The organism is Flavobacterium sp. (assembly GCF_027533505.1).
Taxonomy (GTDB): domain Bacteria; phylum Bacteroidota; class Bacteroidia; order Flavobacteriales; family Flavobacteriaceae; genus Flavobacterium.
This window is the reverse complement of sequence record NZ_JAPZUB010000030.1, coordinates 1-24,059: the sequence shown is the minus strand read 5'-3', so window position 1 is coordinate 24,059 and position 24,059 is coordinate 1. Positions and strand designations below refer to the sequence as shown.

At 42.0% G+C, this 24,059-nt stretch carries 23 protein-coding genes; 12 read left to right on the top strand and 11 right to left on the bottom strand.

Annotation, left to right across the window (positions count from 1 at the left end; all coding sequences use genetic code 11):
• Positions 1-28: 28 nt before the first annotated feature.
• The 3 genes from O9316_RS07045 to can all read left to right on the top strand — a co-directional run bounded on the left by O9316_RS07045 (position 29) and on the right by can (position 3,066).
• Positions 29-508: a ferritin-like domain-containing protein gene (locus O9316_RS07045; protein WP_298204721.1), complete on the top strand. Its 480-nt coding sequence runs from the start codon at positions 29-31 to the stop codon at positions 506-508.
• 247 nt (positions 509-755) lie between these two features.
• Positions 756-2,399 carry a SulP family inorganic anion transporter gene (locus O9316_RS07040; protein ID WP_298204722.1) on the top strand — a complete coding sequence of 548 codons (1,644 nt, stop codon included), beginning with the start codon at positions 756-758 and terminating at the stop codon, positions 2,397-2,399.
• 28 nt (positions 2,400-2,427) lie between these two features.
• Positions 2,428-3,066, top strand: coding sequence for a carbonate dehydratase (can, locus tag O9316_RS07035; RefSeq protein ID WP_298204723.1), 639 nt, complete (start codon positions 2,428-2,430; stop codon positions 3,064-3,066).
• Here can and O9316_RS07030 read toward each other — a convergent pair.
• From O9316_RS07030 to O9316_RS07000, 7 genes are all read right to left on the bottom strand, one after another.
• The gene (locus O9316_RS07030; RefSeq protein ID WP_298204724.1) at positions 3,063-4,259 is read right to left on the bottom strand and encodes an LETM1-related biofilm-associated protein; all 1,197 of its coding nucleotides are present in this window, start codon (positions 4,257-4,259) and stop codon (positions 3,063-3,065) included. The genes can and O9316_RS07030 overlap by 4 nt on opposite strands.
• A gap of 61 nt (positions 4,260-4,320) precedes the next feature.
• Positions 4,321-4,842 carry a superoxide dismutase family protein gene (locus O9316_RS07025; RefSeq protein WP_298204725.1) on the bottom strand — a complete coding sequence of 174 codons (522 nt, stop codon included), beginning with the start codon at positions 4,840-4,842 and terminating at the stop codon, positions 4,321-4,323.
• Positions 4,843-4,958: 116 nt separating this feature from the next.
• Positions 4,959-6,749: an acyl-CoA dehydrogenase family protein gene (locus O9316_RS07020; RefSeq protein ID WP_298204726.1), complete on the bottom strand. Its 1,791-nt coding sequence runs from the start codon at positions 6,747-6,749 to the stop codon at positions 4,959-4,961.
• 77 nt (positions 6,750-6,826) lie between these two features.
• Complete coding sequence (locus O9316_RS07015; protein WP_298204727.1) at positions 6,827-7,180, bottom strand: four helix bundle protein; 354 nt, start codon at positions 7,178-7,180, stop codon at positions 6,827-6,829.
• 42 nt (positions 7,181-7,222) lie between these two features.
• On the bottom strand, positions 7,223-8,404 hold the full coding sequence (locus tag O9316_RS07010) for an acetyl-CoA C-acyltransferase (protein ID WP_298204728.1): 1,182 nt from the start codon (positions 8,402-8,404) through the stop codon (positions 7,223-7,225).
• Positions 8,405-8,507: 103 nt separating this feature from the next.
• Entirely contained in the window at positions 8,508-10,898 is a 2,391-nt protein-coding gene (locus O9316_RS07005; RefSeq protein WP_298204729.1) for a 3-hydroxyacyl-CoA dehydrogenase/enoyl-CoA hydratase family protein, read from the bottom strand.
• 25 nt (positions 10,899-10,923) lie between these two features.
• The gene (locus tag O9316_RS07000) at positions 10,924-11,355 is read right to left on the bottom strand and encodes a MarR family transcriptional regulator (RefSeq protein WP_298204730.1); all 432 of its coding nucleotides are present in this window, start codon (positions 11,353-11,355) and stop codon (positions 10,924-10,926) included.
• A 49-nt stretch (positions 11,356-11,404) separates the two neighbouring features.
• On the opposite strand from O9316_RS07000, the gene O9316_RS06995 reads away from it, so the two are divergent.
• From O9316_RS06995 to O9316_RS06985, 3 genes are all read left to right on the top strand, one after another.
• A complete protein-coding gene (locus O9316_RS06995; protein WP_298347088.1) occupies positions 11,405-11,527 on the top strand; it encodes a hypothetical protein in 123 nt (40 codons plus the stop codon).
• A gap of 166 nt (positions 11,528-11,693) precedes the next feature.
• Positions 11,694-12,932, top strand: coding sequence for a hypothetical protein (locus O9316_RS06990; protein ID WP_298204731.1), 1,239 nt, complete (start codon positions 11,694-11,696; stop codon positions 12,930-12,932).
• 199 nt (positions 12,933-13,131) lie between these two features.
• Positions 13,132-13,689 (top strand): thioesterase family protein, encoded by a 558-nt coding sequence (locus O9316_RS06985; protein WP_298204732.1) that lies wholly within the window; start codon positions 13,132-13,134, stop codon positions 13,687-13,689.
• On the opposite strand, the gene O9316_RS06980 is transcribed toward O9316_RS06985, so the two are convergent.
• The 3 genes from O9316_RS06980 to O9316_RS06970 all read right to left on the bottom strand — a co-directional run bounded on the left by O9316_RS06980 (position 13,686) and on the right by O9316_RS06970 (position 15,230).
• The gene (locus tag O9316_RS06980) at positions 13,686-14,072 is read right to left on the bottom strand and encodes a DoxX family protein (RefSeq protein ID WP_298204733.1); all 387 of its coding nucleotides are present in this window, start codon (positions 14,070-14,072) and stop codon (positions 13,686-13,688) included. The genes O9316_RS06985 and O9316_RS06980 overlap by 4 nt on opposite strands.
• A gap of 61 nt (positions 14,073-14,133) precedes the next feature.
• Positions 14,134-14,754: an SOS response-associated peptidase gene (locus O9316_RS06975; RefSeq protein WP_298204734.1), complete on the bottom strand. Its 621-nt coding sequence runs from the start codon at positions 14,752-14,754 to the stop codon at positions 14,134-14,136.
• A gap of 86 nt (positions 14,755-14,840) precedes the next feature.
• Positions 14,841-15,230: a hypothetical protein gene (locus tag O9316_RS06970; protein ID WP_298204735.1), complete on the bottom strand. Its 390-nt coding sequence runs from the start codon at positions 15,228-15,230 to the stop codon at positions 14,841-14,843.
• A gap of 305 nt (positions 15,231-15,535) precedes the next feature.
• Between O9316_RS06970 and O9316_RS06965 the strand changes: the two genes are divergently transcribed.
• The 6 genes from O9316_RS06965 (at position 15,536) to O9316_RS06940 (ending at position 23,483) form a co-directional block, all read left to right on the top strand.
• Complete coding sequence (locus tag O9316_RS06965; protein WP_298204736.1) at positions 15,536-16,846, top strand: TolC family protein; 1,311 nt, start codon at positions 15,536-15,538, stop codon at positions 16,844-16,846.
• 48 nt (positions 16,847-16,894) lie between these two features.
• Positions 16,895-17,974, top strand: a complete 1,080-nt coding sequence (locus tag O9316_RS06960) for an efflux RND transporter periplasmic adaptor subunit (RefSeq protein WP_298204737.1) — start codon at positions 16,895-16,897, stop codon at positions 17,972-17,974.
• Between the two features lie 11 nt (positions 17,975-17,985).
• Positions 17,986-21,180 carry an efflux RND transporter permease subunit gene (locus tag O9316_RS06955; protein WP_298204738.1) on the top strand — a complete coding sequence of 1,065 codons (3,195 nt, stop codon included), beginning with the start codon at positions 17,986-17,988 and terminating at the stop codon, positions 21,178-21,180.
• An 85-nt stretch (positions 21,181-21,265) separates the two neighbouring features.
• The gene (locus tag O9316_RS06950; RefSeq protein WP_298204739.1) at positions 21,266-21,571 is read left to right on the top strand and encodes a hypothetical protein; all 306 of its coding nucleotides are present in this window, start codon (positions 21,266-21,268) and stop codon (positions 21,569-21,571) included.
• An 11-nt stretch (positions 21,572-21,582) separates the two neighbouring features.
• Complete coding sequence (locus tag O9316_RS06945) at positions 21,583-21,768, top strand: DUF2892 domain-containing protein (RefSeq protein WP_298204740.1); 186 nt, start codon at positions 21,583-21,585, stop codon at positions 21,766-21,768.
• A 110-nt stretch (positions 21,769-21,878) separates the two neighbouring features.
• Positions 21,879-23,483, top strand: a complete 1,605-nt coding sequence (locus tag O9316_RS06940; protein WP_298204741.1) for a hypothetical protein — start codon at positions 21,879-21,881, stop codon at positions 23,481-23,483.
• A gap of 394 nt (positions 23,484-23,877) precedes the next feature.
• Here the strand turns inward: O9316_RS06940 and O9316_RS06935 are convergent.
• Positions 23,878-24,059, bottom strand: a 182-nt coding sequence (locus O9316_RS06935; RefSeq protein WP_298204742.1) for a T9SS type B sorting domain-containing protein, incomplete at its 5' end; no start/stop codon positions are given.

The following is a 24,059-nucleotide window of genomic DNA, read 5'->3' as shown; positions in this document are numbered from 1 at the left end:
TGCTTACCAATTTATAAAACAACCTTCTATGAAACACAATAGCTTGGGATTACCCCAAAAAGAAACCGAAGTCATTGCTTCTGAATTGAATCGCTTACTTGCCAATTTTCAAATGTATTATCAAAATTTACGGGGGCTGCATTGGAACATCCGTGGAAAACGTTTTTTTGATTTGCATCTAAAGTTTGAAGAGCTCTACAATGATAGCCAGTTGAAAATTGATTTAATTGCCGAGCGTGTACTCACTTTAGGAAGTACGCCTTTGCATACCTTTGAGGACTATACGTTACATAATCAATTGCCTGTGGGGCGTAATATTTCGAGTGATGAAGCGGCCATTGCGCTACTTTTGGAATGTTTACCTCAATTATTGGTGATGGAACGGAAGATTTTACAATTGGCCGATGCCATCAGTGACGAGGGTACGAGCAGTATGATGAGTGATTTTATCGTTGAACAGGAAAAAACCATTTGGATGTTGAGTGCTTGGTTGGAACGTGAAATTTAAGAAGTGTTTAATTTTTCAAAATAGTCTTTCGTATTCTCTTGGAATGGCTATTTTTGTTTAGTGATTCGCTTTGATTTTACTTTTAGATTTTTTCAGGTAGTGCTATTGGGATTTCCCATAGCCCTAGTGCGTTGCATGCACAATATGCGTATGAAAATAGACCGGTGCAGTCAAGCCCTTTCGTTTTTCATGAAACGGTTAACAACGATTCTACATTCCTCAACCTTTTCACTTGTTAATCGTGCACATGTCTAAAACCACTTCACTATTCGCCCATTTAAAGTCCGATTTTGCCGCAGGTTTGGTGGTGTTCTTGGTTGCTTTACCGTTGTGTTTAGGCATTGCTTTAGCTAGTGGAGCACCCTTATTTTCAGGTATAATTTCAGGCGTAGTAGGCGGCATTGTGGTGGCAGCCATTAGCAATTCCCCTCTAAGCGTTTCGGGGCCTGCGGCAGGGCTCACCGCCATCGTTTTTGCTGCGATTCACGATTTGGGTTCTTTGCCCTTATTTTTTGCAGCGGTCGTTATAGCCGGTATTTTACAAGTTATTTTAGGATATCTAAAAGCGGGAACCCTTTCCAACTATTTCCCTAACAATGTTATTGAAGGGATGTTGGCAGGTATCGGTGTTATTATTTTTCTCAAACAATTACCACACGCTTTTGGTTACGATCCTGATTTTGAGGGGGATGAGGCTTTTTTACAAAACGACGGTCAAAATACGTTGAGCGAACTTTGGGCATTGCATCAACATATTGAACCCGGAGCGCTATGGATTACATTGTTATCCCTAGTGATTTTACTCGCTTGGCCTAAAATTAAGGCTGTACAAAAAATACCCTTCGTACCTCCCGCTCTGATTGCCGTATTGATGGGAATACTTCTTAACAGCTACTGGAATAACATCCACCATCCTTGGGCCTTACAAATGGATCATTTGGTACAACTTCCTGTTCCCGATTCTTTTGACGCATGGAAAAAGACATTTATTTTTCCTGATTTTACCCAGTTGAGTCACCCCAAATTATGGATGATTGCAGTTACAATAACCGTTGTCGCTTCAATCGAAACCTTGTTGTGTATTGAAGCAGCCGACCGAATGGATACCGAAAAACGATTTACGAATACCAATTTGGAATTAAAAGCGCAAGGTGTTGGAAATATCGTAAGTGGTTTACTGGGTGGTTTACCTATGACATCGGTAGTGGTGCGAACTTCGGCCAATCAAGCAGCTGGTGCCAAAACCAAAATGGCTGCCATCATTCATGGGTTGTTGTTGTTACTCTGCGCAGTGACGATTCCACATCTGTTGAATTGGATTCCCAAAGCCACGCTGGCGGCGGTATTGTTGTTGGTCGGTTACAAATTGGCCAATCCTAAGATGTTTTTGCATTTTTACCACCGTGGAAAATTTCAATACATTCCTTTTGTAGCTACATTTATTGGAGTGGTTTTTACCGATTTGTTAAAAGGAGTTGCGCTAGGATTGCTCATCAATGTACTTTTTATCATTTGGGGCAATATGAAACGCGCCTATGTTTTTCGCGCCGCCGACTACCAACCGGGCGATATTATTCATATTGATTTGGCACAGGAAGTTTCTTTTCTCAACAAAACATCAATCAAAACGACGTTGCGCCAACTTCCCGAGGGCGCTCATGTGGTGATTGATGCGTCGCAAACGGTCTATATTGCGCACGATGTGCAGGATTTGATAAAAGAATTTCGGGATGTGATTGCACCCAGTCGCGCCATTAAATTAAAATTAATCGGATTTAAAGAACATTACGATATTGAAAATTTTGAGGATCAGAATTTTGTAACTATCGAACAACGCTACAATGTATTGCGGCGTCGTATGGAACCCGTCATCAAGAAAAAAGAATCGTAACCCCCCACCGACCTAACCAACCTTTCTTATGAGTCAAGATTTTTATAAAAAGATTTTAGATAACAACAAAAAATGGGTAGAAACCCAGTTAGCCTTAAATCCCGATTATTTTAAGGATTTATCCAAAGGGCAACAGCCGCCCTTACTTTGGATTGGTTGTTCTGATAGTCGCGTACCAGCCAATGAAATCATCGGGGCAAAACCGGGTGAAGTATTTGTGCATCGTAACATCGCCAATATGGTGGTGCATACCGATATGAATATGTTGAGTGTTTTGGACTATGCGGTCAATGTGTTGAAAGTGAAACACATCTTGGTCTGTGGTCATTACGGTTGTGGAGGAATAAAAGCCTCTATGGGCAACCAATCCATTGGAATAATAGACAATTGGATTCGCCATATCAAAGATGTTTATCGCATGCATGAGGACTATCTCAATGCCATTGTCGATGAGGAAGAGCGATTTAATCGTTTTGTGGAAATCAATGTGCAAGAACAAGTATTTGATTTGGCCAAAACGTCCATTGTGCAAGCCGCTTGGCGAAACGGTCAGGATTTGACCCTTCATGGTTGGGTCTATGGACTTAATTCGGGATATGTAACCGATTTGGATGTTAATTTGACATCCAACGTCGATTTGGATGAAGTCTACCGTTTGAAGTTTTAATCCTCCAAGTTTTCATTAAAAGCCGAGGGAAGGAGCTGCGGAATAAATTTTATCAACAACGGAAGCAGCAAACTACCGCCGGGCAACAAAAAAATTGTTAACGAAGGGATAGTTTTACACACATCCAAGAGTTGTTTTTTGATTTTCTTTTTTTCTTCGGCATCCAAATCGCGTTGCGTTGATTGGGCCAACAATTGCATAAGTTCCTTGCTTTCCCGAATTTCTTTCGTCAGTCGTTTCTTATTCCGTTTAATCAAAAAAATGACGCTTTGTGCCGTTTGATCATAAAAGTGCTTCACCGGATGCGAATAGTTAAAATAATGCATTTCCGAACGATGTGTACTGATAAAATGATGGGTAAAAGCCAAGGCCGTTTCGGTAAAGGAATCCTCTACTTGTAAATATTGCCCCAACGCATAGACAAAATACTTTTCTTCATTTTCAATCTTTCCATCATTCCATAAGGCTAAAGCGGCCATATCTACAAAATAATAGGATTCAAGCGGATCTTTAAACGCTTCAAACGGTAATTGTTGAATTGCTGTGATGTTTATTTTTGAAAATTTGGTATACCGCACCGAGGCATCAAATAGTTTGATCAACAAATCATCATGCACTGTTTTTTCCCCCTTAACGCGTAACGCTAATGATACAAGTCCCATTAAAGTTTCCTCGATGCGCTTCAAATACTTATCGGGGATACTTCCTTTGAGGAGGAAATGCCGAAACGCAAGGACATCGACAAAAAGTAACGCATTGGTTACAATATGGGAAAAGTTTTTACGAAAAATGTCTTTGTTCGTTTGAACTCGGCCATCGATAAAACTTTCGAGCTTTTGTGAAGGTGAAGTGGGGAGTAGATTTTTCCATAATTGTCCAATTCCAACAGGCGACATTTCTTGGTAAAATGCACTGGCGCGTTGGGTAAAATCAAGTCGCTCTTGTTGTTTTGTGGTCAATTGATACACGGAAAACAAAGCGTATAATAAGGCAATTTTGGAACGTTCTTCTGCCGACCAAAGGGCATTGGTCTCATTAGGAGTACCGGGTAATTGTAATGTATGCCCGTAAATGAAACCTGTTTCTCTCAGTTGCTCGTACCATTTTTCCGCGGAAAGGTTATCCCTTAAGTGTGCAAAAGGCACTTCAGCGAAATACTTTTCAATCCAACCGTGTACTGAAGGGTTAATCATGGAGCCGTAGCGTTTGGGAATATTGAAATGGGCGAAATAGTTAACAGTCGATTTCCAAGGCTTATTTTATGATTCCTGCACAAGCCACGCGACCACCCGCATTTCCGGTAGGTTGCGACACAAAGTCGTCGGCTTTTTCATGGACGATCAATCCTTTGTTGAGGATGTCTTTATTCGGGTCTCCACAGCCAATGCACCATTGATCGGTGGAAAATTCAACCGTAGCATTCCCATTAGGATCCGCGGTAAAATTGCCAATATCTCCTTTATGATAGTCGCCTTCGCCCCATTTCCCGTGTTTGGAAAATGTGGGATTCCAATGGCCTCCCGCCGAAGTCGCATCTGCCGACGAACAATCGGCTTTTTCATGAATATGAATGGCATGCACCCCCGGTTGGAGTCCGCTGAGGGTCACTTTCATTTGAACGGTTCCTTTTTTTTCGGTAAAAAGAGCTGATCCCGCAACTGTACTTTTACTTTTGGGTTGCAAAGTTATTGTTACGGTTTTGTCGGGTTCGGTTGATGACTTACATGAAAATAGTAAGCTTATTAATACCAACGAGCGAAGTATCGTGATTTTCATCTTTTTTTATTTCAAAGATATTAATTCCCTGCATGCGCTTCGGTGTCTTATTTCAAAAAAAAAACCGCCTCTCCAAAGAAAGACGGTTTTCAAACAATTAAACGTAACTAATTATATTAAAAACAATAGCCGTTGGCGGCAATTAATTTTTCGGCAATGGTTTCGCGTAACGCCACTACATTGGGCATGTTGGTGTATTTGGTGAAACGACGTAAGCCCATTAACATCATGCGTTGTTCATCGCCTTCAGCAAAAGAAATGATTCCTTCTTTCCCTTTGGTATATACCGTATCAACAGCATTGTACAAATACAATTGCGCCATTGCAATCTGTTCTTTACACGCGTCAGCTCCGTTTTTCTTTGCCATTTTCTCTACGCGCAATACGGTACTTTCAGCCATATAGATTTCAATCAACATATCGGAAGCGGCCATCAATAGTTGCTGGTGTTTCTCTAAATCGGGACCGTATTTTTGAACGGCTGCCCCCGCCACCATCAAAAAGGCTTTTTTCAATTTGCCAATGATTTCTTTTTCTTCGCTAAACAATTCTGAATAATCAGGCGTGTCAAAGGATGGAATGCCCATTAATTCTTCTTGCACTTTCATGGCAGGCGTAATCAAATCCACATGACCTTTCATGGCTTTTTTGATCAACATTCCTACCGAAAGCATGCGGTTGATTTCGTTGGTTCCTTCATAGATACGGGCAATACGGGCATCACGCCACGCACTTTCCATGGGCGTATCTTCCGAGAATCCCATACCGCCATAAACCTGGATTCCTTCGTCGGCACAGTTTTGAGCATCTTCAGAAACGGCAACTTTTAGAATCGAACATTCAATGGCAAATTCTTCAACCCCTTTCAATTCGGCTTCTTGATGAGAAGCGCCTTCGCTTTCACGAATGGCAATACGGTTTTGAATATCGTATGCGGCACGGTAAGTTGCACTTTCTCCAGCAAAAGCCGAAGTGGCCATGTTGGCTAACTTTTGACGAATCGCACCAAACGAGGCAATCGGAACGTTAAATTGGAAACGCTCGTTGGCATAGCCTACCGCATTGTTGGCCAAACGACGTTGCGCATCTAGACAAGCCGCGGCCAATTTGATACGACCCACATTTAAGGCATTCATCGCAATTTTGAAGCCTTCACCACGACCGGCCAACATATTTTCAACGGGCACCAAGGTTTCATTAAAGAAAACTTGACGGGTAGAGGAGGAGCGGATTCCTAATTTATGCTCTTCTTCCCCTAATGAAATCCCGTTATTGGGGTCATTTTCGACAATAAATCCAGTGATGTTCTTATCGTCTTCAATACGGGCAAAAACAATGAACAGCGAACAGAATCCCGCATTGGAAATCCACATTTTCTGTCCAGTGATTTTGTAATGTTTCCCGTCAGCCGTTAATTCCGCTTTGGTTTTTCCTGAATTGGCATCCGAACCCGCTCCAGGCTCTGTTAAGCAATACGCACCAAACCATTCGCCAGAAGCCAACTTAGGGACATATTTTTTCTTTTGCTCATCCGTTCCATACAAGGTAATGGGCATCGTTCCGATTCCGGTATGTGCGCCAAATGCAGTTGAAAACGAACCTGTAGCTCCCGAAATATAGTCACACACCAAACAGGTATCGACAAATCCCATACCCATGCCTCCGTATTCGGCAGGAACGGCTACGCTTAAAAAGCCCATTTCTCCGGCTTTGCGCATTACCTCTTCGGTAAAGGCATAGTCTTTTTGCTCGAAGCGCACTTTATTCGCCCAAATTTCTTTGTCCACGAATTCCTTTACAGCATCGCGCATCATGATTTGTTCTTCTGAAAAATCTTCAGGAGTGAAGATATTCTCACACGGGGTTTCTTTTACGAGGAATTGACCACCTCTAGTGATATCTGCCATGATTTGATATTTTATATTTTAAATGATAAATTTTAAATTTAACTTCAGAAAAAAGAAGAAAGAAGCAAGAGAAAAGACTAAGAACTTAACTTAGTAATAAGACCACTAATCATCTTTTGTAATTCGATAATCTTATTTTCTATCTCAATTGTTTTCTCTTCTATAATGTATTTTTTTTTATTTGCTATTAGTAATTGCGTTTGTAATTCAAATGAAGACCCCAAACTTATATTCAAAAAATGAACAAAATGTTGGTCTCCACGATTAGAGCCTTCGGCAATGTTTGAAGGAATAGAAATCGCAGCTCGATTCATTTGACTAGCCAGACCATAATTTTCAAACTGTGGAAATTCTAAGCATATCGAATGAATATCTAAAGTGATTTCCATAGAAAGCGTCCAAATTTTCAAATTTTTGAAATTGTGTTTCATTCTATTTAGGTACTCTTTCTTCTTGCTTCTTTCCTCTTTTTTCTATAATAATTCATAGATTCCCGCAGCTCCTTGTCCCGTACCCACACACATCGACACGATGCCGTACTTACTGCCGCGTTGTTTCATTTCATCAAAGAGTTGGACGGAAAGTTTGGCGCCTGTACAACCCAGTGGGTGACCTAAAGCAATCGCGCCTCCGTTGACATTGACGATATCTGGATTGATATCCAATTCGCGGATGACGGCCAAAGACTGCGAAGCAAACGCTTCATTCAATTCAATCAAATCGATATCTTTCAATTGCAATCCGGCTTGTTGAAGCGCTTTCGGAATCGCTTTCACCGGACCAATTCCCATGATTCGGGGTTCGACACCCGCAGCCGCATAACTGACCATGCGTGCAATGGGTTCGAGGTTGAGTTCTTTCACCATTTGCTCGCTCATAATCATCACAAAAGCGGCACCGTCACTCATTTGGGAGGCATTTCCTGCGGTAACACTACCGTCGGCTGCAAACACAGGGCGTAATTTAGCCAAGGCTTCCAAATTGGTATCGGCACGTGGCCCTTCGTCTTGGGTTACGGTATAATTTTTTGTTTCCTTTTTGCCCGCTTCATTGATGAAAGTGTGCTCTACAGTAATAGGTACAATTTGGTTGGCAAATCGACCCTCTTGTTGCGCTTTGATGGCTTTTTGGTGCGAAGCAAAGGCGAACGCATCTTGGTCTTCACGCGATACATTGAATTGCTTTGCTACAGCTTCAGCCGTGAGTCCCATACCCCAATAATAATCCTCATGACCGGCGGCGGCCACTTTATAATCAGGCGTAGGTTTGTAGCCTCCCATCGGAATGTAACTCATGCTTTCGGCACCACCCGCGATGATACAGTCGGCCATGCCGCTCTGAATTTTCGCTACCGCCATACTGATGGTTTCCACTCCTGAAGCACAATAGCGGTTCACGGTTACTCCAGGTACATCGGTTACTTTCAATCCCATTAATGAGATTAAACGTCCCATATTAAGTCCTTGTTCCGCTTCAGGCATGGCATTGCCCACCATCACATCATCGATGCGCGATCGGTCAAAATCAGGGAGCTGTTGCATCATATATTCTATTGTTTCCGCGGCCAATTCATCCGGACGTTTGAATCGGAATAATCCTTTCGGGGCTTTCCCTACTGCGGTGCGGTATCCTTTTACGATATAAGCTGTCTTCATTGTTATTGTGAATTTTATTGAGAAGAAAGATCATTTGCATTGCAAGAAAAAAGACCGTTTCACTGAAAGAGACTTCTTTTTTCTTTCTTCTTTTTTCTATTTTCTAATTACGTAGTGGTTTTCCTTTGGTTAACATAAACTGAATGCGTTCCAAGGTTTTACGTTCGGTACACAAACTCAAGAAGGCTTCTCGTTCGATATCCAATAAATATTGTTCTGAAACCAACGTTGGTTCGGATAAATCCCCACCAGCCATTACATAGGCTAGTTTATTCGCAATTTTACGGTCGTGTTCCGAAATGTATTGGCCTGCGACCATTTGATCGGTTCCGACCAAGAACATGCCCAAGGCTTGTTTTCCAAGCACTTTGATGTCTTTGCGTTCAACGGGTTGTGTGTAGCCTTGTTCCGCCATTTGCAACGCGATTTGTTTGGCGGTTGCAATCTGACGATCACGGTTTACAACCACGATATCTTTTCCTTTTTGTAAAATACCAAGGTCAAACGCTTCATACGCTGAAGTGGCTACTTTGGCCATACCAATGGTTAAGAAATATTCTTGCAACACATTCAATTCCACATCATTTTTACGGAAAAGGTCGGCTGCACGCAAGGTCATTTCTTTCGAACCGCCACCGCCAGGGATTACCCCAACACCAAATTCGACCAAACCAATATAGGTTTCAGCAGCGGCAACTACACGATCGGCATGTAACGTCATTTCGCAACCACCTCCCAATGTCATGCCGTGTGGTGCTACGACAACAGGTATGGACGAATAACGACAGCGCCTCATGGTGTTTTGGAATAGTTTGATAGCCATGTTTAACTCGTCGTATTCTTGTTCGACAGCCATCATGAAAATCATTCCGATATTGGCGCCCACCGAGAAATTGGCTCCTTGGTTTCCAATCACCAATCCGTGGTATTCTTTTTCGGCCAAGTCAATAGCTTTGTTGATGCCCGTTAAAACACCACCCCCAATGGTATTCATTTTGGAGTGGAATTCTAAGTTTAAAATGCCATCACCCAAATGGAAGAGCGAACAATCGCTGTTGCCCCAAACTTTCTGGGTTTCACGAATGTTGTCTAAGATGATAAAGCTTTCTTGTCCGGGTTTTTTGACCTGTGATTTCGATGGAATATCATAATAATAGGTGGCTCCATTTTTAACCGTGTAAAATGAAGTTGATCCTGAAGCGATCATTTCACGAACCCATGCCGCGGGTTGATAGCCCTCATTTTGCATGATTTCAATAGCCTTTTCCACTCCGATGGCATCCCAAATTTCGAACGGTCCATTTTCCCAACCGAAACCGGCTTTCATGGCATCGTCGATTTTGTATAATTCGTCGGATATTTCAGGAATGCGATTGGATACGTAAGCAAACATCGCCGCAAAATTCTTGCGGTAGAATTCACCCGCTTTGTCTTTTCCTTTTACCAAAACCTTGAAACGATCAATCGGTTTGTCAATCGTTTTGGTCAGTTCAAGGGTAGCAAACGAAGCTTTTTTGTTGGGACGGTATTCCATTGTATCCAAATCCAACGATAGGATATCTTTCCCCTCTTTTTTGTAAAACCCTTGCTTGGTTTTGCTGCCCAACCACTGGTTTTCCATCATTTTTTGGATGAATTCCGGAAGTTTAAACAAATCATGCGCCTCATCGTTGGGACAGTTGTCATACAAACCATTGGCCACATGGACTAAGGTGTCTAATCCCACTACATCTACGGTTCGAAACGTAGCCGACTTCGGACGACCGATTACGGGGCCGGTCAATTTGTCTACTTCTTCGATGGTCAATCCCAATGCTTTGACTTGGTGGAACAAACTCATAATGCCGAAGATTCCGATACGGTTACCGATGAAGGCAGGGGTATCTTTGGCGATTACAGAGGTTTTTCCTAAAAATTTAGAACCGTATTCAAACAAGAAATCGATAACCTCCGGACTCGTTTGCGGTCCCGGAATGATTTCAAACAATTTTAAGTAACGCGCAGGGTTAAAAAAGTGGGTGCCACAGAAATGCGCTTGAAAATCGGCACTGCGTCCTTCACTCATAAATTGGATGGGAATACCCGAAGTGTTTGAGGTAACTAAGGTGCCCGGTTTGCGAAATTTGTCGATTTGCTCAAAGACCAATTTTTTGATGTCCAAACGCTCCACCACCACTTCGATAACCCAATCACAGGTAGCGATTTTCGCCATATCGTCGGTAGTGTTGCCCGTGGTGATGCGGGAAGCGAACTTCTGACTGTAAATCGGGGAGGGGTTCGATTTTAACGCATTCGCCAAATGGTCGTTGACCAAGCGGTTTCGAACGGCCTTGTTTTCTAAGGTAAGCCCTTTCTTTTCTTCGGCTGGAGTCAACGTGTTGGGCACAATGTCCAACAGTAAAACCTCCAGTCCAATATTGGCAAAATGACACGCAATGCCCGATCCCATGATTCCGGATCCGACAACCGCCACTTTTTTAATGAGTCGTTTCATAGATAGTTATGCTATGGTGTTGGTTTTAAAATATTTTTTTTTCAGCAATCAAGTCATTGATGAGTTCGGTAACTTGCATAAAATGGGCGAGTTGAACATCGGTCACATGGTGCCGAACCACTTCGTTAAATCGTAATACGGTGTTTTTCGACAATTCGCGTTTTGACTTTCCTTCCTCAGTCAAAAAAATCAGCACCCCACGTCCGTCCTCTGGATTTTTTTCTCGGTAAATCAATCCGCGGTCCTCAAGGGTTTTCAACGTTCGTGTCAAACTCGTCGGCTCCATTCCCATGCGGCTACTGATATACGAAGAGGGTGTTCCTTCTTCTTTATCAATACTCAATAGGGCAAATCCTACCGCCATCGAGGCATCGTATTTTGACGCTTCTTCGTTGTACATCCGCGCTACCGCTTGCCATGTCGCCCGAAGTGCGTAATCAATCGTTTTATCTTTCATAAAGGTTAGGTTACGAAATCGATTTCAAAAATAACAAAAAATACTATGCATGCATAATAAATCGCAAAAAAATTATGCGTGCATACTAATTATTGTGGAATTTGTAAAAAATCATGTAAAATGGAAAGAAGCGTTGCGTTATGTTTTGTTTAATGCCCTACAGTGTTGGTAAATATGTTTTATTTTAACAAAATTTAGTTTTGGGCGTGCCCCTCCGGGTCGCGTTTTTCGCTCTATCTTGGGTTCCGTAGCCTCCACCCAAGGATGCCGCTTCACCCGCTCACGCACGTCTTTCTAAGAACGTTTTTAAAAATGTCGTACCTTGCCGTTTTAAACCAATGACCTTTTTAGACGCTTATTTTTTTGCTCAAGCCTTCCATTCCGAACCCCCTTCGCAATGGCCGGAGGATAGTATTATTAAATTTGAAAAACGCTTACGGCTCGAAAGTCAACTCACTGCCCCTTCCGAGAGTGTGAATGCCTTAGCGCAATTTTTAGAAGTACTCAAAACCAAGTCACCCCTACTCGCTTTTCTCGATGCACATCCCGAATTTGCTTTGCATTTTCGTCAACAAACAAATTTGCTACAGACCTATCCCGATCCCGATTATGAACAGTTTGGTTGGAGTCGCTTAGCCGCCGAGGTCGAAGCTTATCTTTCTCCCGATTGGGAAGTTTTTATTGCCGAGGAGTTTGAAGCGGAACGGTTTTATTACCTAAAGTTTACTTGGCGTTATGTTGACATCATGCCCGTAGGGGTGCGTCGTTTGATCATCAACAAGTTGGAAGCCAAATTAGAATCTTACCGATGGGCAATGACCTCTTCTAAATTTAATGTCGAAGAACGTTTGTTTGACTACTATGCTGAATTGGCCGATAAAATAGGGGAGAAAAAGTTGATCCAGTTGGTGCAATATATTCGCAGGCAACAACACGAACAACTGACGGACATTCTAGAAAGTGTCAACAAACCCGGCATCGTAAACTTTTTTGAAATTTTATTTGGGGGTTTTTACTACTTGTTTTACCATCCCACCGATCCAAAAGAACAACGCAAGCGCAAGCGGGTTATGGGGGATTTTAAATTTACGCTCATCCTTTTGGGGATTATTGGAATGCTGATTGGTGTTGCGGCCCACTACGGGAGCAAAAAACGCGAAGCCATTCAAAACCAAAGAGAAATGGCCAAAATAGGGTTTTATCCATCCCTTTACTTTTACGATAAAAACGGCATTCAACTGGGACACCCTTATTCCGATACGTTGCAAACGGGATACGATTTTTTCCAAAAGCGGAAACGGCCACCAGAACAATCGGGGCTCACGTTTATCAATACGTCTCCCTTTGAGGTGCTCCTTTTTTCAGATTCAAATAGTATTGAGGCCTTTTTTAAAGAGGAAGAAAAACGGCAAGCCGCCCGACATTGTGTTTGGATTCGTCCCGGTGATACCTTGCGATGGGACACCCATGGCATTCCTTTCCATTTGTATGTCGGAAAAAAAATCAGTCCCACAATCCAAGGGAAGCAAACGAACCTACCCCGTTTTCAAAACCCCCATTTTCGTGTGCAACCCTAAACGGCGTATCCTATTGAAATTCAAGGTGGTTTCATGGAATTGTTGGGTAGAAATTATGCCATGGTACTCCGCGCCGATCGTCCCTTTTATGTCAACGGACAGCAAAAATACCGCGATACAATTTTCTCGGTATTGTAAGCTGAGTTTTTTTTTACCGTTGCGGATTTCCTTTGTATTCCCGTACTTTGTCAAAAAACCGATGCATCTTTTTGTATACAAATGCTGGCTTCTCCTACGGAGTATTTTTCGGCCGCGCATTACTGATTTTTCAGCCGTTGTAAAACATACCTATTGGGTAACGCCTTTCGATTTAGACGAATACATTCACATGAACAATGCGCGTTACTTGAATTACATGGAACTAGGACGGTTTGATTTGGTCATTCGCAGTGGCTTTTTTCGCTATGCCTTGCGACACAACATCATGGCTCCTGTAGTCAATACCACCATTATTTATCGCCGCTCCTTACAGTGCTTTCAAACGTTTTCCGTGCAAAATCAACTGGTCTATTGGGATGAACATAAATTAGTTGTCGAATCGGTCATCACCCGTAAAGGCAAACTTTATTGCATAGCGCTAAAAGAATTACGTATGGTGCAAAAAGGAAAGGCAATCCCGTTGGATACCGTCATGCTAGGCATGGGCATTCCTTTACCAGAGTTGCCTTTTTCAAGAGAATTGATACATGACAAACAAGCCCTAATCAAACAGCTTTTACGTCATGCAGAACAAAAATTTGAAGGGAAAATTGATTAATCCCAACGGCTATTTTTGGACACAGCAAACGCTCCACCGCCTGTAAAAAAAAGCGACAAGGCACCCACTAAATACAAGGCCAGCAATTCCAAAGCATACCCGCCGTATTCATTCAATTTCAAAATATCGGTTGAATGTGCAATGGCTACCGCAGCAATACAATTGATTCCAAAAACCAAAGCCGCCAATCGGGTGCGGTATCCCAGTACGATGGCCAATGGCGCCAATAATTCGCCCAAATAAACACCATAAGCCAAAGGACCTACTGCCTCTTGGATAAAGTCAATGCCGTGTTCCAATTTGGCCACGCCGTGAAACAGCATGAGTCCGCCTACGGCCATGCGTAAGATCAATAAGCCTAAGTGATGATTTCGTTCTAACATAGTTTTTTGTATTGGTTATGACCTAAAGATACAAAAAAGTTGAAACGAGTTAAACTATTTTTTAGTAAGGAAAAGCCAAAAGCGGCACCTCATAGGGAAACGCCAGCGCGTTGGGTTCGATTTCATGATTTAGCCAACGTTGCTCATCCTCTCGTTTTACAATGACAGGCATCCGTTTTTTGGTGTTGTGAATGAACGCCATCGTTGCATTGGCCGCTGTAGTAAGTAGGGTAAACGTATTGATAGTTTCGCCCGTTTCAGGATGTTGCCCACAACTATAAAGTCCGGCAAAGGCAAAAAGTTCCTCCGACGTATGAATGCAATACCGTTGCTTTGCTTTTCCTTGTGGGTCTAACCAATGCCAGTCAAAATATGCATTGGCAGGAATCAGACAGCGTTGGTGTGTAATGTTTTTAAAGCTGGGTTTTTCAGTAAGGGTTTCTAGTCGTGCATTCAGCGTATTTTTACGAAAATCACTGTCTTTAGCCCAAGAGGGTAGAAGTCCCCAACTAAAATTAGTTTGCAGTCGATCGGGAGCCGTATCGGTAATTAGGGCCATCTTTGGAAAACTAAATCCGTTGAAGTATTCCGATTGTGGCCACAACGCATCAGGAGCAACTTTTGCATGAAAACGCGCTTCCACTTTGGGCTTGGGATCTTTCATTTGCATGTAAAAACACATAAGATACGATTTCGATACGTCACGAAAGTACATAAAAAAACACGAACCCAACGATTCGTGTTTTCCACTAACCCAATTCAATATACTTAGCTGAGTTTACCGTTGACTACGGCCACGATAGCACCCATTAAAGCCGAAATAATAAGCATGGTAAGCGTGTCGATTACCATCAATTGAACATCAATTTGAGGTTGATTCATTGCTTGGAAAAAAAGAACATAAAGTGTGGTAAACAAACCAATCCCAAACCCTGCCTTAATGCCCGAAACACATTTCCCAATCCCTTCATTAAGTTGGAAAATCCAACCAAATAAAAATCCATAACTCATCGAACCCAAAAAAATAAACGTCAGATTTTCACTGCCTTCTTCCTGCGGAAAATAGTCCTTTAAAAGCATGCCATAGGTAATCCAACCCAACAAAAAGAATGAAATCCCTCCGACGATTCCGCCTCCTAAAAGTTTTTTCAAATTCATAATCAAATAGTTTATTGGTTAACAATATTAAAATTAAAGGGTTATGAATTTGAATTTAACAAATGTTCGACGAAGTTATCAACTGTTTTTGAAGATAAATTGTTGATAATGAGATGGTCTTTATTTTGGGTAAGCGAAACGAGAAATTTAGAAATGCAACAGGTTGTAAAATGGATGTTCTGAATTTAACCACCTCTTTTTTTTATAAACGATAATGCCCTTTGTAACCCAAGTTACACAGTAACAATTGTAACTGTACACCCCAAAACCCACCCTTATTTTTGCTTCATCATAACCGATATACGATGAAAAAAGCAGTCTTATTTACTACATTGATTCTTGGAAATATGCTCGGACTCCAAGCCCAAGACACCCTATCCATTTCCAAAAGTGGATTACTAGAAAAAGTAACCCAAAACCTTCAACTAAAAATAGCGCAACACAATTATCAAGGGGCAAAAGCCGACTACAAACAAACCCGTGCCCTCTTTTTGCCCTCCATTTCCGCTTCACAAACGGCCATGGTCACCACAAATCCGTTGATGGCTTTTGGATCAAAATTAAATCAGGAAATTCTAACACCAATGGACTTTGATCCCAATCGTTTAAATAATCCTAATCAAACCCAAAACTTCGCCACGCAAATTGAAGTGCAACAACCCCTAATTAATCTGGATGGTTGGATGGGACGAAAAGCAGCCAAAGCCAAAATGGATGCCTATGGTTTGCAATCAAAGCGCACACAGGAATACTTGCAACTCGAAGTGGTGAAAGCGTATATGCAATTGCAATTGGCTTACAAAGCGGTTGCCGTGATGCAAAAAGCAGAAGGCACTGCAACGGCTAATTTAAAACTCGTAGATAATTATTTCAAGAATGGAATGGTCCAAAAAACAGATGTGTTAAACGTGCAAGTCCGCGTAAACGAAATAAAAAATCAATTAGCATCGGCCCGTTCTAATGTTCAAAACGCATCCGACTATCTCGCTTTCTTACTCAACGAAGATATAAAAGGAATTTATAAACCCACCGAGACGCTGGAAGCAAGTCCAACTGAAATTGCCCTGATTGCAACACTGAACGAAAACCGTTCTGATTTTCAAGCGTATCAAAAAACTACCGAAGCCTACAAGAATATGCTTAAAATGCAGCAAATGAGTTTGCTTCCGCGCTTAAATGCTTTTGGGAATTATCAACTTTATGATCGTAAAGTAATGGGATTTCAAGCGAATGGCTATCTATTAGGTGCCCAATTATCCTGGAATCTTTTTGACGGAATGAAATCCTATGGTAAAATCGATAAAGCCAAAGCCGAATTTCAGAAGGCTGAAACCGAAGCCGATCAATATAAAAAACAAAGTCAGCTTGAATTTCAAAAAGCACAACGACAATTTCAAGATGCTAAAAGTAAAGTTTCTAATGCGCAGTTGGCTTGGGAACAATCCAAAGAAGCCTACCGTATTCGTCAAAATCGATTTGCACAAGGATTAGAAAAAACGACCGATGTTTTGCAATCCGAAACCTTGATGTACCAAAAAGAATTGGAATACCAACAATCGATTTTCGAATATCAATTTACAGAACAGTATCTCCAATTTTTGAATCCAAAACCCTAATAATAGTAACCTACACTGAAAATGAATCGTGAACTAAATTCAAAATCCATGAAAAAAATACAAATCATAACCGTTTTTTCCACGGTGCTTCTTTTTGCTGCCTGTGGTCAGGATACCAAAAAAATAACAACGGAAACCGCAGTTCCTGTCACCGTTTCAGGAGAATTAACCACTTCAAACAAGGATTATGTCTCCGCAAGCGGAAAAATTGAAGCCGTGAGTAGTGCCAATGTAAGTACCCGAATGATGGGTTATGTAACCAAAGTCCATGTAAAAATGGGCCAACGCGTTGCCGCAGGTCAATTATTGGTGCGTATTAATAATACTGATTTACAAGCCAAAAAAGCTCAAGTAGAAGCCTCTATTCTTCAAGCGAATGCAGCGTTTCAAAATGCGAAAAAAGATTACGAACGGTTCCAAAATTTGTTCCAACAACAATCGGCTTCTCAAAAAGAACTGGATGACATGACTTCACGCTATGAGATGGCAAAGGCCGGACTCGAAGGCGCGAAACAAATGCGAAACGAAGTGATGGCTCAATTCAACTATGCCAACATCACCGCTCCTTTTGCAGGTGAAATTACGGGAACTTTCGTAAAAGAAGGTGATATGGCCAATCCAGGGATGCCCTTAGTGAGTATCGAAGGTGGAAAAGCCTTGCAAGTCACTGCCATGGTGGCGGAAAATGCGATCGATCAAATTCACAATGGAATGAATGCTACTGTACAAGTAAAATCCCTTAATAAAACCGTTGCTGGAACCGTTACCGAAGTTTCCGCTTCCGCTAAAAATACAGGCGGGCAATATTTGGTTAAAATTAATTTGAATACCCAAGAAGCTTCTTTGAAATCGGGCATGTTTGCACACGTTCAATTTCCAGTTGCCCCCAAAACAACAGCAACGCAAACACAATCGGTTGTCGTTCCCGAATCCGCTTTGGTGCATCAAGGCCAATTAATCGGAATATATACGGTTAGTGATCAAAAACGCGCCGTATTACGTTGGATTCGCATTGGTAAAACCTTCGGCAGTCAAGTCGAAGTTTTATCAGGATTAACTTCTGACGAACCCTACATTGTTTCAGCACAAGGACGATTGTATAACGGTGTACCCGTAACGGTACAGTAATTTAGGGTAGTATGAAAGAAGGAATTTCTGGGAAAATAGCCCACTTTTTTATCCATTCAAAACTGACGGTTTTGTTGATGGTTGCACTGATGATTATCGGTGTCTACAGTTCGTTTCTGATTCCCCGTGAAGAAGAACCTCAAATTAATGTGCCCATGGCAGATGTCATGGTAGGATATCCTGGTGCCAGTTCAGCCGAAGTGGAAAGTCGGGTCATCAAACCCTTAGAAAAAATCATTGGAAATATCAAAGGGGTCGAACATATTCACAGTATGGCGATGAACGGCCAAGGAATGATTATTGTCCAGTTTTATGTGGGTCAAGATATCGAACGTTCCTATGTGAAATTGTATGACGAATTGATGAAACACGAGCATGAATTTCCACAAGGCGTTTACAAACCCATCGTAAAAACCCGTTCCATTGATGATGTACCGATGCTCGGACTCACCCTTTGGAGCGAAAAATACAACGACTTCGAATTACGTCAAATCGCAGAAGAAGTGACTTCCGAAATTGAGAAAGTGAAAGATGTAGCCATCACCAAAGAAATCGGGGGACGTAATCGCGAAGTGAAAGTGATTTTAGATAAAGATAAAATGGCTGAAACAGGGGTGGATCCTTTGGGAATTATGCAAATGATTCAAGCCAACAACGGCAGTTCACAATCCGGTGCACTAGTGCATGGGGATCAAGAATATTTGGTGACTACCGGCCAATTTTTGCAAACCGCTGAAGATATTGAAGAATTGGTGGTTGGGGTTTACCAAAATAGACCCGTGTACTTAAAACAAGTGGCTACCGTGGAAGACGGACCTTCAACGCCCCGAAGTTATGTTTCTTTTGGTTACGGCAAAGCCAATGAAAAAGGGAAAGGAAATCCCTCAGATTATCCTGCCGTGACGATTTCGGTTGCCAAGGTCAAAGGGGCCGATGCGATGAAAATTTCAGAGAAAATCAGTACCAAAGTGGAGGCACTTAAGAAAACCATTATTCCAAACGATGTCCATGTGGAAGTGACCCGAAATTACGGAGAAACCGCTTCCCATAAAGTAGGGGAGTTGCTCATGCACTTAGGAATAGCCATCATTGCCGTAACTGTTTTAGTCATGTTGGCCATGGGATGGCGCGGTGGATTAGTCGTTTTCCTTTCTGTACCGTTAACCTTTGCGTTGACCTTATTTAGCTACTATTTGTTAGGATATACGTTAAATAGAATCACCTTGTTTGCCTTGGTTTTTGTAGTCGGAATTGTAGTCGATGACAGTATTATTATTGCTGAAAATATGCACCGCCATTTTAAAATGAAGCGCTTACCGTTTAAGCAAGCCGCGATCTTCGCAATTAATGAAGTGGGTAATCCTACAATTTTAGCCACATTCACCGTGATTGCCGCTATTCTCCCAATGGCATTTGTTTCGGGGATGATGGGACCTTACATGAGTCCGATGCCTATCGGTGCCTCCATCGCAATGCTTCTTTCTTTATTCGTAGCCTTAACCATCACGCCGTACTTAGGGTATCATTTTCTTCAAGAAAAAGAGGAAAATGAACACAAAGCAGAAGAAGGACTGGAAACTTCTTGGATTTATAAAGTCTACAATAAACTGGAACGACCTTTCCTGGAGAGTTCGAAAAAACGCCGCTGGATGTTAGGCATCACCGTACTCTTATTGTTGGGTTCTGTTACGATGTTTTTTACCAAAAGTGTCGCCGTGAAAATGTTACCTTTTGATAATAAAAATGAATTCCAAGTGGTAATCGATATGCCCGAAGGCACTACTTTGGAGCGAACCGCAGTGGTAACGCAAGAAATTGCACAATACCTTTCTACCGTTCCCGAAGTGGTGAATTACCAAAACTATATTGGTACTTCGGCGCCGATTACCTTCAACGGATTGGTACGTCATTACGATATGCGCGGAGGAAGCAATATGGCCGATATTCAGGTGAATTTGTTGCACAAAGAAGAACGTGATCCGCAAAGTCATGAAATTGCCAAACGCGTTCGTCCCGAAATAGTGAAAATCGCTAAACGATACGGAGCCCATGTGAAAATCATCGAAGTCCCACCCGGACCTCCTGTATTATCGACATTAGTGGCCGAAATCTACGGTCCCGATTACAAAGAGCAAATCAAAGTGGCCAACCAAGTGAAAACCATTTTACACCAAACACCCGATATTGTGGATATCGATTGGATGGTAGAGGAACCTCAAACCGAATATCATTTGGAAGTAGATAAAGAAAAAGCCATGCTCAATGGTATTGCACCGCAACAAGTAGTGGGGAATCTGACCTATCTTTTAAAAGAATATCCAGTTTCTAATTTGTATGATGAAACCTCCCATGACAATGTAGGAATCGTCTTGTCATTGGATGACAAAGATAAATCCTCGTTGGACGATATTGGCGCCCTTAAGATTAAAGGAAGTCATGGAAATGTAGTTCCTGTCAGTGATTTGATTCAAATCAAAAAAGATACCCTTCAGAAAACCATATTTCGTAAAGACCAAAAAAGAGTGGTCTACGTTACAGCGGATATGGCAGGCGCGCTTGAAAGTCCGGTTTACGCCATTCTAGGGATGAATGAAAAACTGCAAAAAATTAAATTACCTGCAGGGTATTCGGTATCCGATTTATACATGGGCCAACCCGAAGATGAGAGTAATTTTACCGTGAAATGGGACGGGGAGTGGCAAATCACCCTCGAAGTTTTCCGTGACCTTGGCACCGCATTTTTGGTGGTTATCATTATCATCTATATGTTGATTGTCGGTTGGTTCCAAAACTTCAAAACACCCATTGTCATGATGTTAGCGATTCCGCTTTCTTTAGTCGGAATCGTATTAGGGCACTGGTTGCTCGGCGCCTTCTTTACCGCAACCTCTTTTATCGGAATGATTGCGTTGGCTGGAGTAATGGTTCGAAATTCCGTACTGCTCATCGACTTTATCGAAATTCGACTCCATGAAGGTATTCCCTTAAAACAAGCGATTATCGATGCAGGTGCCGTGCGTACCACACCGATTTTGTTGACCACAGGAGCGGTTGTGATTGGGGCTTCGATTATTTTGTTCGATCCCATTTTTCAAGGATTGGCCATTTCACTTGTAGCAGGAGCCATTGTTTCTACCTTACTTACCCTAATTGTAGTGCCCTTGATTTATTATATCACCGAACGAAAAAAATGGGAAAATAACTAATTCAAAAGCGTCCGTTTAGCGCTAGTGACTTCATTACATACCAAGGAATTGGGTGGCTAGCGGATCTTTTTTTAAATAAAGAATTATGAAATTAATACTGATTACAGCAATAACCGATTATCAAGAAGCAATTCAAGAGGTTTTGAAGAAAATAGGCGTGAAGCACTATTCCTTCCACGACGTAAATGGCTATAGCCAGCCCGTTCAAGAGCCGTTAGAAAGCAATTGGTTTGGTACTGAAATACCAACTACCGATTCCGTTTTGTACCATATTTTTCTAGAAGACGATCAATGGAATCCCCTTTTTTCGGCGATACAAAGCCTAAATGCTACGTTAGACACGCCGTCCAAAGTCCATGCGGCTTCTTTCCCTATTGAGCAATACATTTAAAAATAAAAATTATGAAAAATAGAATCATTCGCGCCATCGCTGGCAGTTTTATCCTCATCAGTGTGGCATTAGGCCTTTTTGTGCACCCATATTGGTTCGGTTTCACCGCCTTTGTGGGGGCCAACTTACTCCAATCGTCCCTCACCAAATGGTGCCTCATGGAAGATATCCTCACCAAACTCGGGGTTAAAGACTAAAAAAGCCAACCTGCAATAGCGCTTGTAGGTTTTTTTATACCGAGGGTAAATCGTAACATTGGTTACAGTCGGTAGGAGAATAATCGGATACCTTTGAAAAAAATAACACCATGCAAAATCGTTTATTTTGGATTGCTTTTTTTGGGATGCTCTGGAGTACTTCCGAAGCGCAATCCGACTTTAATTATCAAATTCAGTTAACTCCTATCAATGTTCCCGGTTTTGGTGGCATTCAATCGTTTGCAAAAGCGCAATACCAAGGCAAATGGATATTTATTGGTGGGCGTCTCGATGGATTACATGCAAGGCAACCCTTTAATGCCTTTCCTGCATCGGCCAATAACACCGAAATTCGTGTAGTAGACACTGCAACTTGGCAACAATGGACAGCTCCCTTATCGAGTTTAAGTGTTGGTTTGCAGGAGCAATTGCAGGCCACCAATATCAATTTTTACCAAGAAAATGATACCCTAATTTTGATAGGAGGATATGGGTTTTCAAATACCGCCAACAATCACATTACCTACCCCAAGTTGACCCTCGTAAACTTACCGGCATTAGTAGCCAATGTACAAGCTGGGAGTTTGCAACCTTCCACTTTTCAACAACTCGACGATACCCGTTTTGCAGTGACGGGGGGACAGTTAGGTAAAATTGGGGATACGTTTTATTTAGTGGGAGGACATCGGTTTGACGGACGCTATAATCCAATGAACAATCCCACTTTTACGCAAACCTATACTGATGCGATTAAAAAGTTTAAGTTATCCTATCAAAATATGCTTTGGCAGGTCACTGATTACATTGAAACCATAGACGCAGTTCATTTACACCGTAGAGATTACAATTTAATTCCCCAAATTTTCCAGGATGGAAGCACTGGTTATATGATTTCAAGCGGTGTTTTTCAGGTTAATGCCAACCTTCCGTTTCTGTATCCTGTCGATATCAATACATCAGGTTACATTCCGCAAACGACCTATAGTCAGTTACTGAGCAATTACCATGGTGCCCATGTGGAGTTGTATGATGCTGTAACGCAAAAAATGCATACCCTATTTTTTGGTGGATTAAGTCAGTACTATTACCAAGGTAATACCCTAACGCAAGACACCAATGTTCCTTTTGTGAAAACGATTAGTCGAGTAACCCGCGACCCTATAAACGGTTGGGTCGAATACCGTCAGCCTGAAGAAATGCCCATTTTTGTTGGGGCTGGTTCCGAGTTTCTTCCCAATCTGCAATTACCCCATCGCGAAAATGACATCGTTAAATTGGATGAAATTACAAGCGATAATTTTGTTTTAGGTTACATTGTTGGGGGAATCGCTAGTGCGTCTCAAAATCCTTTCACCAACAATCAAACGGCACAAACCGCACCTTCATCGGTCATTTATGAAGTGCGTCTCGTAGCGCAACCCATACTTCATGTACAACCCGTGAGCGCACCACATCCCTTTCAGTTTTCAATCGCCCCTAATCCAAGCAGCGACCAAAAAATCAAACTCACTTACGAATTTCCTTACGAGGCTTCCATGGAATACCTTGTCACCGATGGCACGGGTAAATTAGTTATGGAAGGACGGTTAACCAAATCCAAATTAGGAACCAATATCCTTGATTTTGAACTTGATGCCGTGTATTCCGAAGTGCTATTTATCACGCTAATCTTTGATCGCAACTATTATCAAACCCAAAAATTATTGCGACGGTAAATACGGTTATAGGATTTTTATCTCTATCACCCCAACCTGCATCGTACTCCCATACCTGCAGGTTTTTTTATTCTCTATTACCCCATTGTAACATCGACACACCTGCCAGCCGGTAGGTAGGTTGCTACAATCATTAGGGCGCGCCCCCTCGGAATTACCCCCGTTTTCCTATGGAGGTTAACCGCCTCGGGGTCGGGTCGTTCGTTGCAATCTTGCCTCCGCTGCGCTGCGGCAAGGATTTCCACTGCCACCCCTCGCGCGGAAAGAATTAGGAATTATGAATGATGAATGATGAATTTTCTAATTGTAAAAAAAGCCGCCCATTTCTGAGCAGCTCTTTTTATTCTAAAGTCTAAAGTCTAACGTCTAAAGTCTAACGTCTAACATCTAAAGTCTACCTTTTCAACGAGAAGTGCGCTCTAAATTCCTTCGCAACATTCCCCTCAAAGTACTCTACCAAGAACCAGTAGTCGGTGGCAGGCATCAAGGCACCGTTGTAGGTACCATCCCATCCTGCTGCCGTGGGACTGATTTGCTTTAAGAGTTTACCGTAACGGTCAAAAATGTAAATCTTCG

Excerpts from the sequence above, each read along its gene's own strand:
- O9316_RS06965 (WP_298204736.1), top strand. The coding sequence starts at position 15,536 with ATGAAAAAAGCAGTCTTATTTACTACATTGATTCTTGGAAATATGCTC.
- O9316_RS06985 (WP_298204732.1), top strand. The coding sequence starts at position 13,132 with ATGCATCTTTTTGTATACAAATGCTGGCTTCTCCTACGGAGTATTTTT.
- O9316_RS06945 (WP_298204740.1), top strand. The coding sequence starts at position 21,583 with ATGAAAAATAGAATCATTCGCGCCATCGCTGGCAGTTTTATCCTCATC.
- O9316_RS07000 (WP_298204730.1), bottom strand. The coding sequence starts at position 11,355 with ATGAAAGATAAAACGATTGATTACGCACTTCGGGCGACATGGCAAGCG.
- O9316_RS06940 (WP_298204741.1), top strand. The coding sequence starts at position 21,879 with ATGCAAAATCGTTTATTTTGGATTGCTTTTTTTGGGATGCTCTGGAGT.
- O9316_RS06950 (WP_298204739.1), top strand. The coding sequence starts at position 21,266 with ATGAAATTAATACTGATTACAGCAATAACCGATTATCAAGAAGCAATT.
- can (WP_298204723.1), top strand. The coding sequence starts at position 2,428 with ATGAGTCAAGATTTTTATAAAAAGATTTTAGATAACAACAAAAAATGG.
- O9316_RS06995 (WP_298347088.1), top strand. The coding sequence starts at position 11,405 with ATGCATAATAAATCGCAAAAAAATTATGCGTGCATACTAATTATTGTG.
- O9316_RS07040 (WP_298204722.1), top strand. The coding sequence starts at position 756 with ATGTCTAAAACCACTTCACTATTCGCCCATTTAAAGTCCGATTTTGCC.
- O9316_RS07020 (WP_298204726.1), bottom strand. The coding sequence starts at position 6,749 with ATGGCAGATATCACTAGAGGTGGTCAATTCCTCGTAAAAGAAACCCCG.
- O9316_RS06955 (WP_298204738.1), top strand. The coding sequence starts at position 17,986 with ATGAAAGAAGGAATTTCTGGGAAAATAGCCCACTTTTTTATCCATTCA.
- O9316_RS07010 (WP_298204728.1), bottom strand. The coding sequence starts at position 8,404 with ATGAAGACAGCTTATATCGTAAAAGGATACCGCACCGCAGTAGGGAAA.
- O9316_RS06970 (WP_298204735.1), bottom strand. The coding sequence starts at position 15,230 with ATGAATTTGAAAAAACTTTTAGGAGGCGGAATCGTCGGAGGGATTTCA.
- O9316_RS06975 (WP_298204734.1), bottom strand. The coding sequence starts at position 14,754 with ATGTGTTTTTACATGCAAATGAAAGATCCCAAGCCCAAAGTGGAAGCG.
- O9316_RS07045 (WP_298204721.1), top strand. The coding sequence starts at position 29 with ATGAAACACAATAGCTTGGGATTACCCCAAAAAGAAACCGAAGTCATT.
- O9316_RS07005 (WP_298204729.1), bottom strand. The coding sequence starts at position 10,898 with ATGAAACGACTCATTAAAAAAGTGGCGGTTGTCGGATCCGGAATCATG.
- O9316_RS06990 (WP_298204731.1), top strand. The coding sequence starts at position 11,694 with ATGACCTTTTTAGACGCTTATTTTTTTGCTCAAGCCTTCCATTCCGAA.
- O9316_RS06980 (WP_298204733.1), bottom strand. The coding sequence starts at position 14,072 with ATGTTAGAACGAAATCATCACTTAGGCTTATTGATCTTACGCATGGCC.
- O9316_RS07030 (WP_298204724.1), bottom strand. The coding sequence starts at position 4,259 with ATGATTAACCCTTCAGTACACGGTTGGATTGAAAAGTATTTCGCTGAA.
- O9316_RS07025 (WP_298204725.1), bottom strand. The coding sequence starts at position 4,842 with ATGAAAATCACGATACTTCGCTCGTTGGTATTAATAAGCTTACTATTT.
- O9316_RS06960 (WP_298204737.1), top strand. The coding sequence starts at position 16,895 with ATGAAAAAAATACAAATCATAACCGTTTTTTCCACGGTGCTTCTTTTT.
- O9316_RS07015 (WP_298204727.1), bottom strand. The coding sequence starts at position 7,180 with ATGAAACACAATTTCAAAAATTTGAAAATTTGGACGCTTTCTATGGAA.